The 17,886-nt window shown below is 60.7% G+C and carries 14 protein-coding genes and 1 tRNA gene; 2 read left to right on the forward strand and 13 right to left on the reverse strand.

The annotated features are described in order from the left end of the window. Nucleotides 1-51 precede the first annotated feature (51 nt). The 10 genes from H3T92_RS02005 to H3T92_RS02050 all read right to left on the reverse strand — a co-directional run bounded on the left by H3T92_RS02005 (nt 52) and on the right by H3T92_RS02050 (nt 12,327). Nucleotides 52-606, reverse strand: a complete 555-nt coding sequence (locus H3T92_RS02005; protein ID WP_101432712.1) for a DUF3180 domain-containing protein — start codon at nt 604-606, stop codon at nt 52-54. Further along, a complete protein-coding gene (locus tag H3T92_RS02010) occupies nt 603-1,685 on the reverse strand; it encodes a dihydroneopterin aldolase (RefSeq protein WP_198189318.1) in 1,083 nt (360 codons plus the stop codon). Before H3T92_RS02010 ends, H3T92_RS02005 begins: the two co-directional genes overlap by 4 nt. An 80-nt stretch (nt 1,686-1,765) precedes the next feature. Continuing rightward, a complete protein-coding gene (ftsH, locus tag H3T92_RS02015; RefSeq protein ID WP_101432714.1) occupies nt 1,766-3,880 on the reverse strand; it encodes an ATP-dependent zinc metalloprotease FtsH in 2,115 nt (704 codons plus the stop codon). After that, nucleotides 3,877-4,479, reverse strand: coding sequence for a hypoxanthine phosphoribosyltransferase (gene hpt, locus H3T92_RS02020; RefSeq protein ID WP_144085110.1), 603 nt, complete (start codon nt 4,477-4,479; stop codon nt 3,877-3,879). The genes ftsH and hpt overlap by 4 nt, the downstream gene beginning before the upstream one ends. After that, on the reverse strand, nt 4,466-5,575 hold the full coding sequence (gene tilS / locus H3T92_RS02025) for a tRNA lysidine(34) synthetase TilS (RefSeq protein ID WP_144085109.1): 1,110 nt from the start codon (nt 5,573-5,575) through the stop codon (nt 4,466-4,468). Before tilS ends, hpt begins: the two co-directional genes overlap by 14 nt. A 19-nt stretch (nt 5,576-5,594) precedes the next feature. After that, nucleotides 5,595-7,043: a D-alanyl-D-alanine carboxypeptidase/D-alanyl-D-alanine-endopeptidase gene (locus H3T92_RS02030; protein WP_186279325.1), complete on the reverse strand. Its 1,449-nt coding sequence runs from the start codon at nt 7,041-7,043 to the stop codon at nt 5,595-5,597. Nucleotides 7,044-7,129: 86 nt separating this feature from the next. Further along, nucleotides 7,130-8,761, reverse strand: a complete 1,632-nt coding sequence (locus tag H3T92_RS02035) for a hypothetical protein (protein ID WP_144085107.1) — start codon at nt 8,759-8,761, stop codon at nt 7,130-7,132. Beyond that, nucleotides 8,758-9,603 carry an ABC transporter ATP-binding protein gene (locus tag H3T92_RS02040; RefSeq protein WP_144085106.1) on the reverse strand — a complete coding sequence of 282 codons (846 nt, stop codon included), beginning with the start codon at nt 9,601-9,603 and terminating at the stop codon, nt 8,758-8,760. Before H3T92_RS02040 ends, H3T92_RS02035 begins: the two co-directional genes overlap by 4 nt. Before the next feature lie 58 nt (nt 9,604-9,661). After that, nucleotides 9,662-10,888 carry a glycosyltransferase family 2 protein gene (locus tag H3T92_RS02045; RefSeq protein ID WP_045924751.1) on the reverse strand — a complete coding sequence of 409 codons (1,227 nt, stop codon included), beginning with the start codon at nt 10,886-10,888 and terminating at the stop codon, nt 9,662-9,664. Next, a complete protein-coding gene (locus tag H3T92_RS02050) occupies nt 10,888-12,327 on the reverse strand; it encodes an AI-2E family transporter (protein ID WP_144085105.1) in 1,440 nt (479 codons plus the stop codon). Before H3T92_RS02050 ends, H3T92_RS02045 begins: the two co-directional genes overlap by 1 nt. A 90-nt stretch (nt 12,328-12,417) precedes the next feature. Between H3T92_RS02050 and H3T92_RS02055 the strand changes: the two genes are divergently transcribed. Both H3T92_RS02055 and H3T92_RS02060 read left to right on the forward strand, forming a co-directional pair. Beyond that, nucleotides 12,418-13,311 carry a glycosyltransferase gene (locus tag H3T92_RS02055; protein ID WP_144085104.1) on the forward strand — a complete coding sequence of 298 codons (894 nt, stop codon included), beginning with the start codon at nt 12,418-12,420 and terminating at the stop codon, nt 13,309-13,311. A 60-nt stretch (nt 13,312-13,371) separates the two neighbouring features. Continuing rightward, a tRNA-Glu gene (locus tag H3T92_RS02060) sits at nt 13,372-13,446 on the forward strand. A 299-nt stretch (nt 13,447-13,745) separates the two neighbouring features. Here the strand turns inward: H3T92_RS02060 and H3T92_RS02065 are convergent. The 3 genes from H3T92_RS02065 to H3T92_RS02075 all read right to left on the reverse strand — a co-directional run bounded on the left by H3T92_RS02065 (nt 13,746) and on the right by H3T92_RS02075 (nt 17,858). After that, nucleotides 13,746-15,278, reverse strand: a complete 1,533-nt coding sequence (locus H3T92_RS02065) for a xylulokinase (protein ID WP_415873688.1) — start codon at nt 15,276-15,278, stop codon at nt 13,746-13,748. Nucleotides 15,279-15,341: 63 nt separating this feature from the next. Next, a complete protein-coding gene (locus H3T92_RS02070) occupies nt 15,342-15,722 on the reverse strand; it encodes a VOC family protein (RefSeq protein WP_144085102.1) in 381 nt (126 codons plus the stop codon). A 114-nt stretch (nt 15,723-15,836) separates the two neighbouring features. Then, nucleotides 15,837-17,858: an elongation factor G gene (locus H3T92_RS02075; RefSeq protein WP_144085101.1), complete on the reverse strand. Its 2,022-nt coding sequence runs from the start codon at nt 17,856-17,858 to the stop codon at nt 15,837-15,839. Between the last annotated feature and the right edge of the window lie 28 nt (nt 17,859-17,886).

Here is a 17,886-nt window from a genome sequence, read left to right on the forward strand (position 1 = left end):
CAGCGGGCCGACTTGCTTCAGAAATTTCTCAGCAATGGCCTTGAAGGCTGGTCAGTGACGCTTTTCACTGGAATCGGCCTTTACCTCCGCTCTTTCAGCGGTATCGGCCGCATCGGCCATGGGTCTGCGTGAGGACTTGCGTCGATCCGGGTTCTCAGGACCGTCATCTGGGGGCAGTTGACAGAGCCACTCCCCAACAGCCCCCGCCACCACATCGAGCAGACAGACCAGGGAGGCGACCAGGCACTCCTGCATGACCCGCGTGTAATAGGGCGCGGCTGCATGGCCCATGCTGATCAGGGCCTGACTGCCGTACCAGCCCAACAGGGCAGCGCAGGCGATGCCCATGGCCTTGCTCATGATCAGCACGTTGACCGCGAAGCGCAGATCCATCTGCTTGCGGTCTCCCTTGGCGTAGCGGTGCACCTGGAAGGCCATGATCAGAATGGCTACCCCAAGCAGGAAGAGCAACACGCTGACTAGCCAGGGAACTCCCATGAGGTCCGTCCTGGTGGACATGCCCAGTTCCGAGATGCCGGCGCCTCCCATCAGCCCAAGGACCAGGGCGACCAGATAGTGCACAAGCGGCGTGCGGCGGGCCCTCATGACAGCCCGTCCAGAATCCAGTCCTCCGAAACCAGGCTGATGCGGTCACGGTCAGGAGCACGGTTGGCCAGGCTGGCCAGGCAGGATCCGCCAGCACCAGGCAGACAGTGTTCAGGCTCCAAATACGCCCAGGGAGTCACAATGCGCGAGGGAGCATCGGCGGTCAGCAGAGGCGGACGGTCCTGGGAAGACAGCAGCGAGCCGTCCGAGGTTTCCACCTCCACCACATCGGCATCCAGCCCGCCCATCTGTCTGATAGGGGCTGCCACCATGTCTAGAGCCGACCGCAGCTCCTCCAGATTCAGCGGCGTCTGCAGAATAACCACGGCCGATAGGCGCTGATCCCCCTGATCATCCCGGTAGGCATACAGGGGCGAGATGCCGACCAGCTGACTGCCGGGGATCCCGTCCAGAGCCGCCAGAGCACGGAGCATAGTCAACCGGTCGGTTCCCGATGCTCCCTCCAGCGCAATAACATCACGCATCAGAAAACCCTGCGGCTTGGCACCCTCAACAGGCGACTGACTGGGCGCTTCGCTATCATTCTCTGGATCCGAGGGCAAGCCGTTCTGCGTGGAGGAGGTCACAGGGTGACGCAGCCGGGCCCGTGCCGCATGGCCGGCATCAGCCTGACCAGACAGGAGGAAGGAGGGATGCCCTAAAGCAGTATTCCCGCTGCCGCTGACTCGTCCAGATTCCATGCTGGCCGGGTTGCCTTCCACCTGATCGTCGGCCGCACGCTCAAGGGTGACGCCCACCTGAAAGTCGACCCCTGTTCCCTGGTCGGCACCCAGACGGGTGACCGTGACCCGGGTGCGGCGGATCTGGTGGGAGAGCAGGATGGCATCAGCCACCTTGGCAGTCAGGGATTCCAGAATCTCATCAGCCGGCTCGTTTTGGATCAGATTGACGATCCGACGGACAATCTGCACATAGTCCACGGTCTGAGTGCCGTCGTTGAGCCTGCCTGCCTCACTCAAATCCAGGTAGAGGACGGCATCGACCTGGTAGCTGAACCCTGGCTTCTGCTGGCCGTGCAGGGGTGCGACCTTGATGGAACTCAAACGGATGGAATCCATGATGTACGCTCCTCCCTCGCCTTGGAACATTCGATGCCGCACAGCCCGGAACCATATACTTCACCGGGCCGATTCGGAATTCAGTGCTGGTCCTCTGTGGACGACCCGTTCACGCTGCGCCTGAGCTCCTCAGGGATCTCCACAGGGGGCTGCTCGGAGTCCGGCCGATCCGGCGCAGACAGCCAGAGCTGGCGCTCGGGAGCTTTGCGCAAGCCAGCGAAGACCGCAGCCAGCTCGTCCTTGTTCAGGGTCTCCTTGACCAAGAGCTGCCGGACAAGCTCGTCCAGCACGTCACGGTTCTCAGTGATGATCCGCCAAGCCTCTTCGTGAGCCGTCTCGATAAGATTGTGGACTTCCTCATCGATGGCCTCGGCCGTCTTCTCGGAGTAGTTGTGCGGCTTCAGGGCATCGAGTCCGGCATCCTGGTCATTCTCATCAGCCCACTTGATGGCACCCAACTTGGAGGAGAATCCGTATTGCAGGACCATCTGCCGGGCTATGCTGGTGGCCTTCTCGATGTCATTGGAGGCGCCAGTGGTCGGGTCATGGAAGACCACCTCCTCCGCCACGCGGCCGCCCATGGCATAGGCCATCTGGTCCAGCAGTTCGTTGCGGGACTGCGAGTAACGGTCTGTGGTGGGCATGACCGCGGTGTAGCCCAGGGCCCGCCCGCGAGGCAGAATGGTCACCTTGGTGACCGGGTCGGTGTGGTGCAGGGCCGCAGCCACCATGGCGTGGCCGCCCTCATGGTAGGCGGTGTTGCGCATCTCGGCCAGAGCCATGCCCTTGGTCCGCCGCCGAGGTCCGCTCAGCACGCGGTCGATGGCCTCGTCGATGGCCCGGTTGTCGATCAGCTGGGCATCGGAACGCGCAGTCAGCAGAGCAGCCTCGTTGAGCACGTTGGCCAAGTCGGCACCGGTGAAGCCGGGCGTCCGCACGGCCACAGTGTGCAGATCCACGTCAGGCACGAAAGGCTTGCCCTTGGCATGGACCTTGAGGATGGCTTCACGGCCCTCCAGATCAGGAGCTTCCACGGCTACCTGGCGGTCGAACCGGCCGGGCCTGAGCAGGGCCGGATCCAGAATGTCGGGACGGTTGGTGGCTGCAATGATGATCAGGTTGGTGTCATTGTCGAAGCCGTCCATCTCCACCAGCAGCTGGTTCAGGGTCTGCTCGCGCTCATCATGGCCACCGCTCATGCCGGAGCCGCGCTTGCCGCCCACAGCATCGATCTCATCGATGAAGATGATGGCCGGCGCGTTCTTCTTGGCCTCATCGAACAGGTCGCGCACTCGAGAGGCGCCCAGACCAACGAACATCTCGACGAAGTCAGAGCCTGCCATGGAGTAGAAGGGCACGCTGGCCTCACCGGCGATGGCCCTGGCCAGCAGGGTCTTGCCGGTTCCAGGGGGACCATAGAGCAGGACGCCACGGGGTATGCGGGCACCCAGGGCCTTGTACTTGGAGGGATCCTTGAGGAACTCCTTGATCTCCTCCACCTCCTGGACTGCGGCCTCCTCGCCGGCCACGTCCGAGAACTTGGTCTTGGGGGTCTGCCCGTCGCTGAGCTTGGCGGAGTTCTTCTTGCCCCCCATGCCGAACATGCCGCCGCCGGCCGCCGAGGACATGCGCGAAAGCAGGAACCAAAAGACTCCCAAAATGATCAGCATGGGCAGGATGGAGGAAATCAGGTAGCTCATCATGCTGGTCTGCGGCACCACCGAGTTGTACCCCTCGGAGGGCTTGGCCTTCTCTACGGCCTTGACCACCTGCTGCCCCTGGGCCTCCACGTAGTAGAACTGCACGTCCTTGCCGAAGTTCTTGGAGGTGCGGTTGCCGCGGAAGCCGGGCACATCCTTGACGAAGTCGCTATTGAGCTTGAGCTCGACGACCTGCATTTTCTCGGTGATCTCGGCCTTCTTGACCATGCTGCTGCGGTCGTTCAGCAGCTCCAGGCCATCCTGGGTGTCGATGGTCTGTGCGCCGTTCTGGCTGCTGAAGAAGCCGAAGATGGCTAGGATGATGACCACGGCCAGAATCCCCCAGAGCCAGGGGGAACGCCAGAAGGGGCGGTTGCCCCCATTGGGGCCAGAACCGTTGTTGCCCAGGTTAAAGTTGAAGGGGTTGTTGCCCTTGTCGCCGTTGTCCTTGCCCCCATTGGGCGGACCCTGCTGCGGTCCCTGCGAGTAGCTCATGACTGCTCCCCCTGATCCTGATGATCCTGTTCCTGGGTCGGGTCCATGTATTCCTCGGACCTGAGTACGGCTATCGAGTCCAGATTACGGTACTGCTCGTCGTAATCCAGCCCGAAGCCCACAACGAATTCGTCGGGTATGGCGAACCCTGGATACTTGACATCCACCTCGACCTCGTGTCGCGAAGTCTTGTCCAGCAGAGTGAAAATCTCCACCGATGCAGCCCCTCGCTCCTTGAGATGCTCAACCAACCAGTGCAAGGTGTAGCCGGAATCGATAATATCCTCAACGATCAGAATATGCCGACCGCGCACATCGCAGTCCAGATCCATCCTGATGTCCAGGTCTCCCTCAGAAACGCTGGTCTTGCCTGCCGGATAGCTGGAGATGCTCATGAACTCGATCTGAACCGGAATGGTGACGGCCTGTGAGAGGGCGGCAAGCGTGTTGAAAGCCCCCTTGAGCACGGCCAGCATGATCGGGTTCTTACCCCGGTAATCCCGGCTGACCTGCTCGGCCGTCCGGTTGATCAGCTCTTCTATCCGTTCCTTGGACACTAGTTCATGGTCGATATGGGATTGAATATCAGCGATGCGCATGGTCTCCATCATTGCATATGAGAATGACTTGACCCTTACGGATTGCTGTATGGGAGCTGGGAAAACGGGGGCCCTGCTGGCCGTGCCATCGGCAGACCAAATCATCCAGGGCCCGGACCTGCACGGCTGTGAACCGTATGCCCAGTTTGCTCAGTACCTGGGCCAGCAAGCGGGTGCGCAGAGCCGGATGGCAGTCGGCCAATCCGTGGGCATCCAAGCGGGCCAGCACCCCTTTGGCCCTCTGGTCCGAATCGGGGCGGGTGACCAGCCGCTGGGACAACCCATCGACCTGGGTGTCCAAGTAATCCTGATCCAGACGGGCCATATCGGCGCCAAGGGCCAGGCGGCGGGCCATGTCCCGACCAGCGAAGCGATTCAAGGCGGGCAGTAGGTCGTGGCGGATCCGCGAGCGCAGCGGCAGCGTCTCGGGAAGCGTGGAATCAGCCGGTCGATCATCGCCGTTAGTAGGGTCATCCCACCAGTCGATCCCCTGCTGCCGGCAAATAGCCGTGGTATCCTTCCGGTCCAGGTCCAGAAAGGGACGCAGGTAACGCATTCCCCCACGCTCCACACGCCGAGCCATGCCGGTGATGGCCTCCAGCCCCTGTGAGCGAATCAGTCCGATCAGCACCGTCTCAGCCTGATCGTCACGAGTGTGCGCCAGAAGGACGGCCTTGGCCCCCAGCTTGAGGGCCTGTTCGGAGAGCGCCTGGTAGCGGGCTGCACGTGCATCGGCCTCAGGGCCGGCCGAGGTGACCGGTACATCCACTCTGGTGACGCGGACCGGATCCAATCCCAGCTTCCGGCAGGTTCCAGCCGCACGCTCTGCGACCTGATCCGAATCAGGCATCAGACCATGATCGATCAGCAGGGCACCGCACCGCAGCCCGGTCATGTCGGCCACCAGGTGGGCCGCACAGGCCAGGGCCAAGGAATCCCGGCCTCCCGAGCAGGCCACCAGAATCAATGGGGCATCCTGATCGGGCTGATGCACCCCGTGATGAGCGAACCGCTGATCCTGCAGGCCCAGGCCCTCCCCTTCAAGGGTCGAACGCAGGAGCCCCACCGCCTTTTTCATTGCCGCTGAATAGACCATGGTCCAGGCTTCTTCCTGCTCAAATCCGATCCAAGGATCCGACCAAGGTGTCCACAGCCTGTCTGGCAGCAGCCACATCCTCGGAATCGTTGATGACCACAGCAAAGACCAAAACACCTCCGGAGCGACGAATCACATTGCCCGTAAGCGAGGTCACCTGATCCAGAGTGCCGGTCTTGACCCGAATCAGTCCATCAGCCTGGTCATCCACCTTTCGGCTGGCCGCTGTGCCGGTCAGGCCCACTACAGACAGGCCCTTGACTAGGGGGGTCAAGCCCTTGTCGGCAAGAGCCAGCTGCTGGACGTCAGCCAAGGTGCCCACCCGCAGGACGGAGCCAGGGGTAAGCCCCGAGCAGTCGGCCATGTTGAGGCCCGCGGTGTCCACGCCCAGTTTGTTCAGCGTGCTGGTCACGGCTTTCACAGCCCCGGCTGGGCTGTTGGGCATGCCCAGGGCCAAGGCGGTCAGACGGCCGAAAAGCTCGGCCAGACTGTTGTCGGAGTTGCGCAGCATCAGCGACATGATCTCGCTGAGCCGCGCCGAGCGGATACGGGCCAGAACCCTGCCCTGGGCATGGTCAGCCCGTTCGGGCCCTTGGGCATGATCCACCTGGATCCCGGACTCCATCAGGCTGCTGGCGAAGGATACGGCAGCGGCCTCCGCCGGGTTTTCGACCCTGGGCAAGTAAACCCCTGCATCCGGGTAGGCGACAGGCTCAGTGCGTCCCTGCCGAGCCTCATCCACAGCCATGGAGACAGGCACCTGGAAGTAGATTCCATCAGGATTATTTTCTGCAATGCCCTCCGGCTCCCGATCGTCGCCGAAAAGCGTGTCTTGGTAGGCCAGGGCCACTCGGTCGATCCCCTGCTGGCGCAGAGCCTGAGCCGTCTTCTCGGCCAGGGTCCCTAGTCCGGCCCGGCCATTGACATGCAAGGGGTCGTCTTTGCCTGCCCCTAGGAGCATATCGCCGTGACCGCGCAGGGTCAGCGTGGCCTGCGAGGGGGTGGAGGAATCCAGAACCACCTCAGTATCCAGCTGTGAAGACATGTCCAGAACAGAGGCGGCTGCGGCTGCGGTCAAGGTCTTCATAGTGGAGGCCGGCTGGCGTGCCTGGTCGGCGTTCTTCTGGGCCAGCACCCGTCCGTCGGCCTGTCGCACGACCAGCGAGTACCCATTGCCCAGGCCCGGTGCACTGGCGAAAGCATCGACCAGCTGCTGGACCTGGCCGGCATCCACTGCAGACCCAGGCTTGTCCGCGGCGAGGGTCGGAGGATCTCCTACCATGACCGCAGGAGGGGCCGAGGAATGGCTGGTCTTGGCCAAGGTCAGCGGTCCGGGCACCAGGTCGGCCAGATCCATGCCTGCATAGCCGACGACCAGTATGACAGCCACAAGCATGGCCAAGGCCACCCGCCAGCGTCGCTTGATCCGCCGACGACGTGTCATGCGCAGCTGATGTCTGTCACCCAATTGCTCACTCCCGGACTTGTGTTCGCCAACCGAGTTCGAATCGGTAGGCACCAACCAACTAGCCTAGTACTGGTTCTGTCACTGCCTCAGGACTGCAGAGAGGCATAGCGATCCAGCGTCAGCAGAATGGCCGACTGTCGACGATCGAAGATCCGGGATCCTAAAGCGACACCTGCGGCAAGCACAATCAGCCCGTTCGCCAGTGCGACCGGCACGGGCAGCCAGAGGGGAAGAATCCCGCCTGTGATAATGGCCGGCAATGCCACCAAAAGGGTGGGCAGCATGATCACCAGGCTAGCCAGCAACTGCAGCATCGGCAGGAAGCCTTGGGCCACGGCACGTCCCTGCGGCGAGGTGAAAGGCTGGTCCATGGAGGGTACCGGGTAAATCAGCAGGGCCGAGAAGACCTGGGCAACTCCCAGCCCAGACAGGAGCAATCCTATGGTCGCGGCCAACATATCCAAGGAGATGACCAGATCTGGTCCGCCCTTCATTGCCCCGGAGAATACCAAAGTCACCAGCCCAAGCAGGAGTATGCAGGGCAGAGCTACACTCAGATGGCTGCGGACACGGGAGAGCCGGTCCTCACGACCTTTCACTCCCGCCGCTATCTCCATGCGCAAGGCAAGCCCATCGTAGGCCAGGGCGTTGCCCTCGGGAACCTCCAGCACCCAGGCGCCCACAATCGGTCCCAGCCATAGCATCATGGGCATCTGACGGAAGATTATCGCGTACAGAATCACCACAACAAGCAGAAGCGGATAGCTGACAAGCTTGCGGGGGTCCTGACGAAGATAGATCAGCGATCGCGCAATCATGGCATCCACTACGTTCCGGGACCGGCCCAGCAGCCCCAGCCCCCTGGGGGCAGACGACCTTTCAGCACTGGCCCCCGCGTATAAACGGTCATGACGCAGACACAGCATGCCGATCATGAAACAGAGAGCAAGGGTGGTCAGCTCCACACACAGACGTCCTACCAGAGCCCACCATGATCCTGAAAGGAAATCCTCCGGCAGGCGGACAGCGGCACCCAGCGGCGTCCAGGCCAGTATGTCGGCCGCGGTCTTGAGGGAGTCAGTGTCGACTGCCATGCCATCCATAATCCCGCTGTCCAGCAGAGAGGGCAGCAGACACAAAAGCATGATCACCACGGTGACCAGCAGATAGAGTCCGGATCGGGAGCGCTGAGAAACCATCAAGGTACCGACCAGGTCCAAAACAGCCCGGGATAGGGCCAGCATCACCATGACAGCCAACAGGGCTGCGATCAAAGCCATGATCGTGGCTCCGACACCCGTGCGGGCATAGATGGCTGTCAGAGCGAGGAAGCAGCCAAGGCCGGTCAATCCTGCAGGCCCAGTCAGCCCAGCCAGGTAGAGCCCCACTTGCAGCTGGCTGTCAGGAATCCCGTACAGGACGAATCGCGAAGAGCTCAGAATCGACCCCTGGCCCAGAAAAGCCAGTTGAATCAGGATCACTCCCAGAGTCAGCCCGACCATGAACAGGACCAAGATGGTTCCCATACGCTGCCGGTCGCCCGGACTAGCACTGGGCAGCCAGCCCCCGAGTGTCAGCGCGACCTGCCACGAAGCCAAGCAGATGCCTATGGCCATGAGCAAGCTGATGATGGCGCCGACCAACTGCCAGGAGGAGTGCTTGATGGTTCCCCAGGTAATGGACCAACGCATGGCGATGATGGTGGATGCCGTGCTCATTCCGTCTCCTGGTCTTCCTCGGACCCGGAACCGTTCAGCCAAGCGATTCGCTTAGCCTGGTGGCGGCCTCCGACAAGCTCCAGGAAGCGATCCTCCAGATCCTCGCCGGCAGCGACCTGTGCCACCGTGCCATCAGCCCGAACCAGACCATGGTCGATGATGGCCACATGGGTGCACATCCGCTCCACCAGGGCCATGACATGCGAGGAAATCACCACTGTTCCTCCGGTATCGACATACTCGGCCAGGATGTCCTTAAGATTGGCGCTGGAGACCGGGTCGACCGATTCAAAGGGCTCATCCAGCACCAGAAGCCTAGGGGAATGAATCATGGCCGTGGCCAGGCAGATCTTCTTGGTCATGCCCGATGAATAATCACAGACCCGCTTGCCGCCGGCATCAGTCAGGTCGAAGGCCTCCAGCAGGTCCCTGGCCCGGCCCAGCGCCTCACTGCGCGGCATCCGTCGAAGCATGCCCGAGTAGACCAGCAATTGCAGACCTGTCAGCCTGTCGAAGATCTGATCGCCCTGGGGCATGACGCCGATGACCCGCTTGGCCGTATCCACGTCCGACCACACGTCTCTGCCGAGGATCATGACCTTGCCGGAGTCGGGCATCAGCAGGCCGGTCATCATGTTCAGCGTGGTGGTCTTCCCTGCGCCATTGGGGCCGACTATCCCGTAGAAGGACCCCCTGGGAATATCCAGAGAGAGGGCGTTGACAGCCGGCCGGCCCCGGTAGCACTTGACCAAGGCACGGATAGAGACTGCTGCCTGCGGATCTGGCGGAGGGACCATTGCCGTTTGGGCGGTCATCCTGGGTGGCTGCGCTTCGTCGGACATGGCCTTAAGTCTATCCCATCCCACCCCTGGCTCGGTGCCGGTTGAGGGACGACTGGCCTCAATGCCCTGAGTGCTCGATGGGCTTCCATCCCGGATTGGCGAAGATGGCCTGGAAGGAGATGGGAAGGTAGCTGAGCATGAAGATGGGGAAGCTCAGGCAGTAGGCGAAAAGCTCCTTGTTGGATGCGCCGATCTTGTCCCGCTCGGCCAGGACCGTCAGTGCGGCCAGGCCCATCATGGCCAGGACACCCAGCACTCCAGCTGCGATGCCATTGATCAGTTCAGTCACCTGGCTGGTCCAGGTCACGAAGCCCAGAGCCGGGAAGAGCAGACCGAAGAAGCAGCGGACCAGAGCCAGGACGGTCAGCGGGCAGATGAGAATGGTCAGGTCCACGGCCGAGAAGTCGCGTTCACGGAAGGCTCTGGAGATCAGGGCGGGCCCGTAGTAGCGGAAGACCTGAAGGAAGCCCTTGCTCCAGCGCAGCCGCTGCCGCCAGCTCTGCTTGAAGGTAACCGGCTGCTCGTCATAGAGGATGGCGGTGCCGCAATAACCGATGCGCTCGCCGTGCAGCACCGAGTCCATAGTGAACTCCAGGTCCTCGGTCAGCAGGTGGAACTTCCAGCCGTTGTTGCGCTCCATAACCTCCCTGGAGAACATGAACCCGGTGCCGCCCACATGGCAGCTGGAGCCGATGACCATCCTTGAGGTGTTGAGGAACCGGGATTCGCGGATGAACCATAGGGCTGAGCCGGAGGAGACCCAGTTGTCAGAGAAGTTGACCGAGTTGCGGTAGCTGGTCAGTATGCGGAAGCCGGACTGGAAGGCCTTGTTCATTTCTTCGATGTAATGGCGGTCCAGGAGGTTGTCCGCATCGAAGACGAAATAGGCATCGTAGCGGGAGGCAAGGCCCCGCTCAAGTATCTGGTCCAGCAGAAAGGTCAGAGCGTAGCCCTTGCCCACCTGGTTCGGATCCTGCCGCTCTACCACATGACAGCCCAGGGACCTGGCCAGTCCGGCGGTGTCGTCAGTGCAGTTGTCGGCCACCAGCCATATGTCGATCATGGAGGACGGATAGGTCTGTTCCTTGATGGAATTGATCAGATGACCGACCACCTGCTCCTCGTTGCGGGCGGAAATAAGGACGGCGAACCGCTTGTCGAATGGGGCCTCGGGAAAGACCGTAGGCTTGGAGACAAAGGAGATGACGATGCAGATGGCCTGGTAGACGATGCCCACCCCGCCCAGCAACATCATCAGAACGTCCAGTACTTTGAGCAGAGCCATCAGCGCCACTCCTTGCGGGGGTTATCCTCCCCCTCGGAGGCCTCGTCCGCAGTCTCGGTGCCCTTGAGCGGCCTGTGCCTTACGGGGGCTGAGGCGGACTTGGGTATGGGAACCGTGGCCGACTCATCCAGATCCTTGGCCGTCGGGGAAGAGGTCGGGTAGAGCTCGCGGGCAATCGTCATGACCGGATCGTCCACTCGGACCCTGGCGCTGGTCCCCTTGGCCGATCGGCTGCCCACATGGCTTGCCACCGGCTGAACCACGTGCTCATTGAAAGCCTCGACACCTTCGACCACCTTGGACTTGCCGACCGGCTTGGGATCCTGCATGAGTGGAGAGTCGATCAGCTCATAGTGCCTGACCGAAGCCGAGAATATAGCCTGGAAGCTGGCCGCCAGAGGCAGGGCCAGGAAGGCCCCCAGGGCACCGAAGACCGCACCCAGAGCCAGTACGGAGAGGAAGGCGATAGCAGGGTTGAGGTCCATGGTCCGCTGGGAGATCTTGGGGGCCAGGATCATGTTTTCGATCTGCTGGTAGATGATGATGTAGACCAGCACGATCACAGCCACCAGCAGTCCGCGGCTTCCCCAGGCCACCACTACGGGAATAGCTCCGCCTATGTAGGTGCCGATGGTGGGCACGAACTGGGATACCAGCCCGCAGAAGAGGGCCAGCGGCAGCCAGTAGGGCACCTTCAGAATGACCAGAAAGACCGACATGCAGGCTGCGGAGATGAGCGCCAGAATGGTTCTGCTGAACAGGAAGCTGGAGATCTGGTCCTGGGCGATGGTCCAGACAAAAAGGAAACGGCGCTGGCTCTTGGGGGCCAGCCACTGGCAGAGGCTGCGGCGCAGTTTGGGCCCTGCGGCGGAGATGTAGTAGATGACCAGCAGGACGGTCATGATATTAATGAAGGACCCCACCAGGCCCACGGTGGTGTTCAGGGCCTGTCCTGCAAAGTCCGTCACCCATGAGGTCTGGATGTTCTTGACGATCTCACCGCCAAGATCCTGCATGGCCGGCAGGTGCCAAGGGGTGCGGCTGGCGATGAATTCCGCCACCTGCTCATAGAGGGCTGGAGCCCCGTTGGCCATGCCGATGACCTGCTGAACCAGCAGGTTGCCGAACATCCCCATAAGGACGATCACAATGATGATCAGCCCTACCAGCGTGACCGCAGAGGCTGCTCCCCGCCGCCAGCCATGTCTGACCAGTCTGATCACAAGAGGTTCCATGGCAAGGGAGACAAAGATGGCGATCACCACATCCAGCACCAGGAATTCGATCTTCCACCAGGAGGCGTAAGCGAACCAGGCCAGAAAGACCGCTATCGCTACATAGAGGAGGGCGCGGCCGAACCATTCCGGAGGTCGGCGCGGATCCCCCTTGGGCGGGAAGACCGTCGCGAAATCGAAGCGCTGCTTTTGCTCGTTGGCCATATGTTCCATTATCCCAAGATGGCTGACATGGCGGGCTGTAGGGCACAGGTTGAGCCGACGGTGTATCCGGGCACACGTATCCTGAGGGGTATGTTGACCGTTTCCATAGTCATACCCGCCTGGAATGAGGAAGAACGCATTGAGGACTGCCTCCTGAACGCCACCAGGCAGAGCCAGGCACCCAAGGAGGTGCTGGTAGTCGACAACCACTCCACAGACGCAACGGCCTCCATCGTCCAGCACTTCATTGACCAGAACCCTGACCAGCATGTCAGGCTGCTCCACCAGGACAGTGAACAGGGGCTGATCCCCACCCGCAACTACGGACTTGACCGGGCAACCGGCGATGTGCTGGGCCGGATTGACGCCGACTGCATGCTTCGTCCCAATTGGGTTGAGGTGGTCTCCGGCATCTTCACCCGGGACCCCAAGGCCATGGGCGCCACTGGACCGGTTGCCTACTATGACATGCCAGGCAAGAGGATCGGGCTCAAGGGCGACAACACCATCCGCAGGGCCATCTACCGGGCCGACGACGGGCAATACCTGCTCTACGGTTCCAACATGGCCCTGCGCGCCACTGCCTGGCGGGCCATACGCAGTCACGTCTGCAGGGACAAAGAGGACATCATGCACGAGGACGTCGATATCTCCCTGCACCTGATCGACCAGGGGTTCAAGACGGTCTACTGCAAGGACATGAATGTGGGCATCAGCGCCCGCCGGATGGACACCTCCTTCACATCCTTCCGCCACTACATGCAGCGCTTCAAGAACACCTTTGATGCCCACCCGCAACACACCAGGGAGCAGAAGCCCGAGCACACCCTTTACGCCATCTACCCCATCCTCAGGGCCTTCTATCCCGTCTACCAGAAGTACCTGGAATCCGCCGATATCAACCCTGCGGAGCGTGTCTGGATCCGCGAACAGATGGAGCTCTTCCATCGCCGCGACCAGGAGCTGGACCAGGAGGATCACTGACCGGCGGACGGCACACCAGGTTTGCCTGGTCCATAGGGGGCGGGTATCATGGGCACGTTCGCCCCCGTCGTCTAACGGTTAGGACACCAGACTTTCAATCTGACAGCGAGAGTTCGACTCTCTCCGGGGGTACCAGGCAAAGGGTTGGAAAGTGGCGGTATTCCGCCGTTCAACAAATTCGCAAAAAATCAGCGCAAAATTCGAATCGGGCTGTTTTGGTCGATATTGAACCAAGATAGTACGCACAACAGTACACACTTATAATCATCGCCGATAAGAATCCACCAGCATAGTGAAGTCACATTTATTTGAATTTCTATGGCTTTGCTTGTCGCAGTCTACGAGCATGCGAAAACAGACAAAATAGTTGCCAAAATTACTCCAGCCTGAATCGTCCTCACCGGACATGAGGAACAACTGCATCCGATGGACATTTACCGAAGTGCATCCAAAGCTGGATATAAACGCCGGAACCGGCTGTAACCAGCATCGTACACTTGACGGTTTGCACCGTCGGGAGAAAAGACGCCTCCTGTAAGGTTCGCTTCCACCAATTTCTCCAAGCCCTCCAAATCAGGCCGTGAAGAGGGCTTGGCCTGTTTGCCAACAGAGACCAGCTGAGCCAGGGCCACCGCAGGCATGAGATGGGCATCATCGAGCACTTGAACGGGCGCATCAAGGATATCCGCCAGCATCTGGCACCATTGGGGTTCGCGGGTTCCGCCGCCAATCAGGGTGACGCGTTCGATAGGCGTGCCCAGCAAGTCAAGCCCCTGACGAATCGAATAGGACACACCTTCCAGCGCGGCTCGGGCAAGGTCGCAGGCCTCCGTCTCGGAAGAAACGCCGACATAAGCTCCCCGAATCGAAGGGTTCATCATAGGGAAGCGCTCCCCCACCAGATAGGGCAGGCATATCACGCCGCGCGCTCCTACCGGACTGGATTCCAACAAATACCCCATGCGTCGATAGGGATCGCTGTCGGCCACGGTCGGACTGCCCCCTGCAAAGACTCCGGTGGCCCAAGCATGCACGTTGCCAGCATTGAGGAAGGGCACTGTATTGATGATGCTGTCAGTACCCAGATAGGCCAAATTGACCATTCCGGGGCGGTCAATTACAGCCTGGTCTGTCACTGTGGCAATCCAACCGGATGTGCCCAGGTTGATATTGAATTGACCGGGATGGAATACCCCGCCGCCCAAGGTGGATGCGCCAGCATCCCCCATTCCCGCATAGACCGTGGTTCCCGGAGCAAACCCCGTGGCAGCGGATGCACCCGGCGTGCTGGCGCCGATGCTTTCCCATGGCCAATAGACTTCCGGGAAGATCGCGGCATCCACACCTGCTGCCTCCAGGATGTCCCTTCTCCACTTCCGCGAGCGCAGATCCATGGCGCCTGCCGTCGAGCAGGCCGTCATATCGCCGCAGTAGACACCGGTCAGCCACCAAATCAGATAATCCTTGGCATCGATGAGCACATGGCGAACCTGCGCATAACGGTCGGGCTGATGCCTGGACAACCACATCAGTTTGGCCACCGGCAGGGACCCATCGCAGGGATTCCCCACTACGGTGTGAAAGGACTCAGACCCATAGGTTTCCGTCAGTTCAGCAGACTCTTCTTCGGCCCTGCCGTCCGCGTACAGGATCGCCGGCCCGACGGGCTGCCCCAGTGCATCCAGGGCAATCAGGTCCTGCATCTGTCCGCTCATGATGATGCCGGCGACCTGGTCGCTCTTGAAGTGCTCGATGCTCCGCCCGGCCCTGGCCAAAAGATCACGGGACACCTCAATGAAGGCCTGCAACCAATCCTCGGGATTCTGCTCGATACGCCCGTCACCTGTGTTGAGCGGCAGAAGACCGCTGGACGCGCACACCCTGGCAGAGCCCTGGTCATCCACAAGAACGGCCTTGACTTGCGTGGTCCCCACGTCGAATGCGGCTGTATAGGTCATACCGGTCATCCTAGGCTTTCCCAAGCGCTCAAATGCTTGCATAATCCCATATATGGACTGACGCAGTTACCCCTAAGCCCCTGACCAGTCCACCACTGCTTCGACATTATTCCCGTCCGGATCCAAAACGAAAGCCGAATAGTAATGAGGATGGTAATCGCGCAGCCCTGGAGCACCATTGTCACGGCCACCGGCAGCGAGCGCCTCCCTGTAGAAGGCATCCACCATTGCAGCATCGTCAGCCCTGAAAGCTATGTGGGTCACCGGCGAGCCGGTCCCATCCCCGCTCGGTGTCAGATAGAAGTCCGAGTGGGCCCCGTCGTCCTCTGCGCCGAACCCAATAGTGGGCTCATGGTGGGCCTTGGCCACGTACCCCAACGGTGCCAAGGCTCTGCTATAGAAATCGATGGAAGCCTGGATGTCCCGAACCTTCAGCGTCAGATGATCAATCATGTCCATAATTCTAGGTAAATCGTCAGCCAACAGCGGCCGGTAACCCCGAATGATCCTTGCCCCATGCCGCTCGATGCCGGTGACCGATCGAGCTCGAATCCTCAAGGCTGTGTTTCAGATGTACTGGCCGCCGGGCAGGTGCATGAAGTCCTCCACCTTGTTCCATTTGACCGGGTATCCTGCCCCGTGGGCGCAGAAGACCGAATCAGGGGTGTTCTCCAGGTCGGACTCGGGGTCATAGCCGATGGAATCCACAAGAGCATCCTGGTCCTGGCAGGGACGATACCCGTTGAAGAAACAGGTCAGATGTCCGCGGCCGTGAGTGTAGGTGCTGACCTCGATGACATAATCACGCATCTGTGATACCGGCGCATCCCCTTCCAACTCGACAGTGTCCCCGTCTGCCTGCGGTTCCGAGAAGCTGCCCTTCATCCGGTAGATGTCCGACATAGCCCTGCCCAGATTCTCCTGTGGAAGGGCGAGCCTGAAGTGGTACCAGGGCTCCAGCAGGATATTGCTTGCCTTCATCAGCCCCTGCCGGACGGCCCGGTAGGTGGCCTGGCGGAAGTCTCCTCCCTCGGTGTGCTTGATATGCCCGCGGCCGTCCAACAGGGTGATGCGCATATCGGTGATAGGCGAACCTGTCAGGACGCCCAGATGCTCCTTCTCGGCCAGATGGGTCATGATGAGCCGTTGCCAATTGCCGTCCAAGCGGTCCAGGCTGCAGGTCGATGCGAAACTGAGACCGCTGCCCGGCTCCGTAGGTTCCAGGAGCAGATGAACTTCGGCATAATGCCGGAGGGGCTCGAAATGTCCAACCCCTTCGACGGGGGTCGCGATGGTCTCCCTATAGAGGATTCCGCCCTGGCTGAAGGAGACCTGTATACCGAAGCGCCGCTCCAACTCCTCCTGAATTACCTCCAACTGGACCTGTCCCATCAGTCGTAAGTGAATCTCTTGAAGCTGCTCCTGCCAGACCACATGCAGCAGTGGATCCTCATCCTCCAAAATGTGCAAGGCACTCAACAAGTGGTGCGGATCCACCTCTTCGGCAGCCACTGCATAGGACAGCACCGGCTCCAGCACAGGAATCAGGTCCTTCCGCTCGCACCCCAGCCCCTGCCCCGGACGTGTCAGGTCAAGGCCGGTGGCCGCCACGATGCTTCCGGCCTGGGCGCAGTCCGTCAACGTATAGGAAGCTCCCGAATAGACACGAAGCTGATCAACCGTCTCTTTGGTCTCAACGTGTCCGTTCTGCGCCATATCTCCAGCTGTCCCGTACGCCTCCGCAACAGAACCCGATGCTTTGTTGGGTTCATCTCCATGACGGAATTCGGTGGTCAAAGAGGATTTGACCGGCAGGTCGCCACCGGTCACCTTGAGCCAGGTCAACCTGGCGCCTTTGTCATCATGCGATACCTTAAACACCCTTGCGCCGAACTCTCTGCCGTACCCAGGCGAAAGGGTGTACCGCTCAAACCCCTCCAGAAGGGCGTCGATTCCGTCCAGACGCAGGGCGGACCCAAGGAAACAGGGAAAAAGACGACGGTCGGCAACCAGCCGCGCCAGGCTCTCATCAGATATGCCCTCGGTCTTGAGGTACTCATCCATGACGTCCTCGTTGAGCAAGGCCACATCCTCCATATCGCCATGTTCAAGTCCACGGCTCAGATCGAAGCAGCCCGGAGACCAGCGCTGCTTGCAGCTTTCAAGAATACGGGCGGCATCAGCTCCAGGGGCATCCAACTTGTTGATGAAAATGAAGGTAGGCACCTTGTAGCGTGTCAGAAGTCGCCAGAGCGTATCAACGTATCCTTCCAATCCAGCGGTAGCATCGACGACTAGGAGGGCATAATCCAAGATTGACAGGACCCGCTCCATCTCGGCTGAGAAATCCACATGGCCGGGTGTATCGATGAGGGTCAGGTCGACATCGCGATAGGTCAGCCGGGCTGGCTTGGAGAAGATGGTGATGCCCCGCTGCCGCTCCAAATCGTTGGTGTCCAGATAGGCATCGCCATGGTCCACCCTGCCCAGACGGCGAATTTTCCCTCCCTGGTAGAGCATGGCTTCCGAGAGCGTGGTCTTGCCGGCGTCCACATGAGCCAACATCCCCACCACTATCCTCTTGGCCATCAGGGCCTCCCTCGCTCTTCACATCTAC

This window comes from Bifidobacterium sp. W8112 (assembly GCF_016101425.1).
Taxonomy (GTDB): Bacteria; Actinomycetota; Actinomycetes; order Actinomycetales; family Bifidobacteriaceae; genus Bombiscardovia; species Bombiscardovia apousia.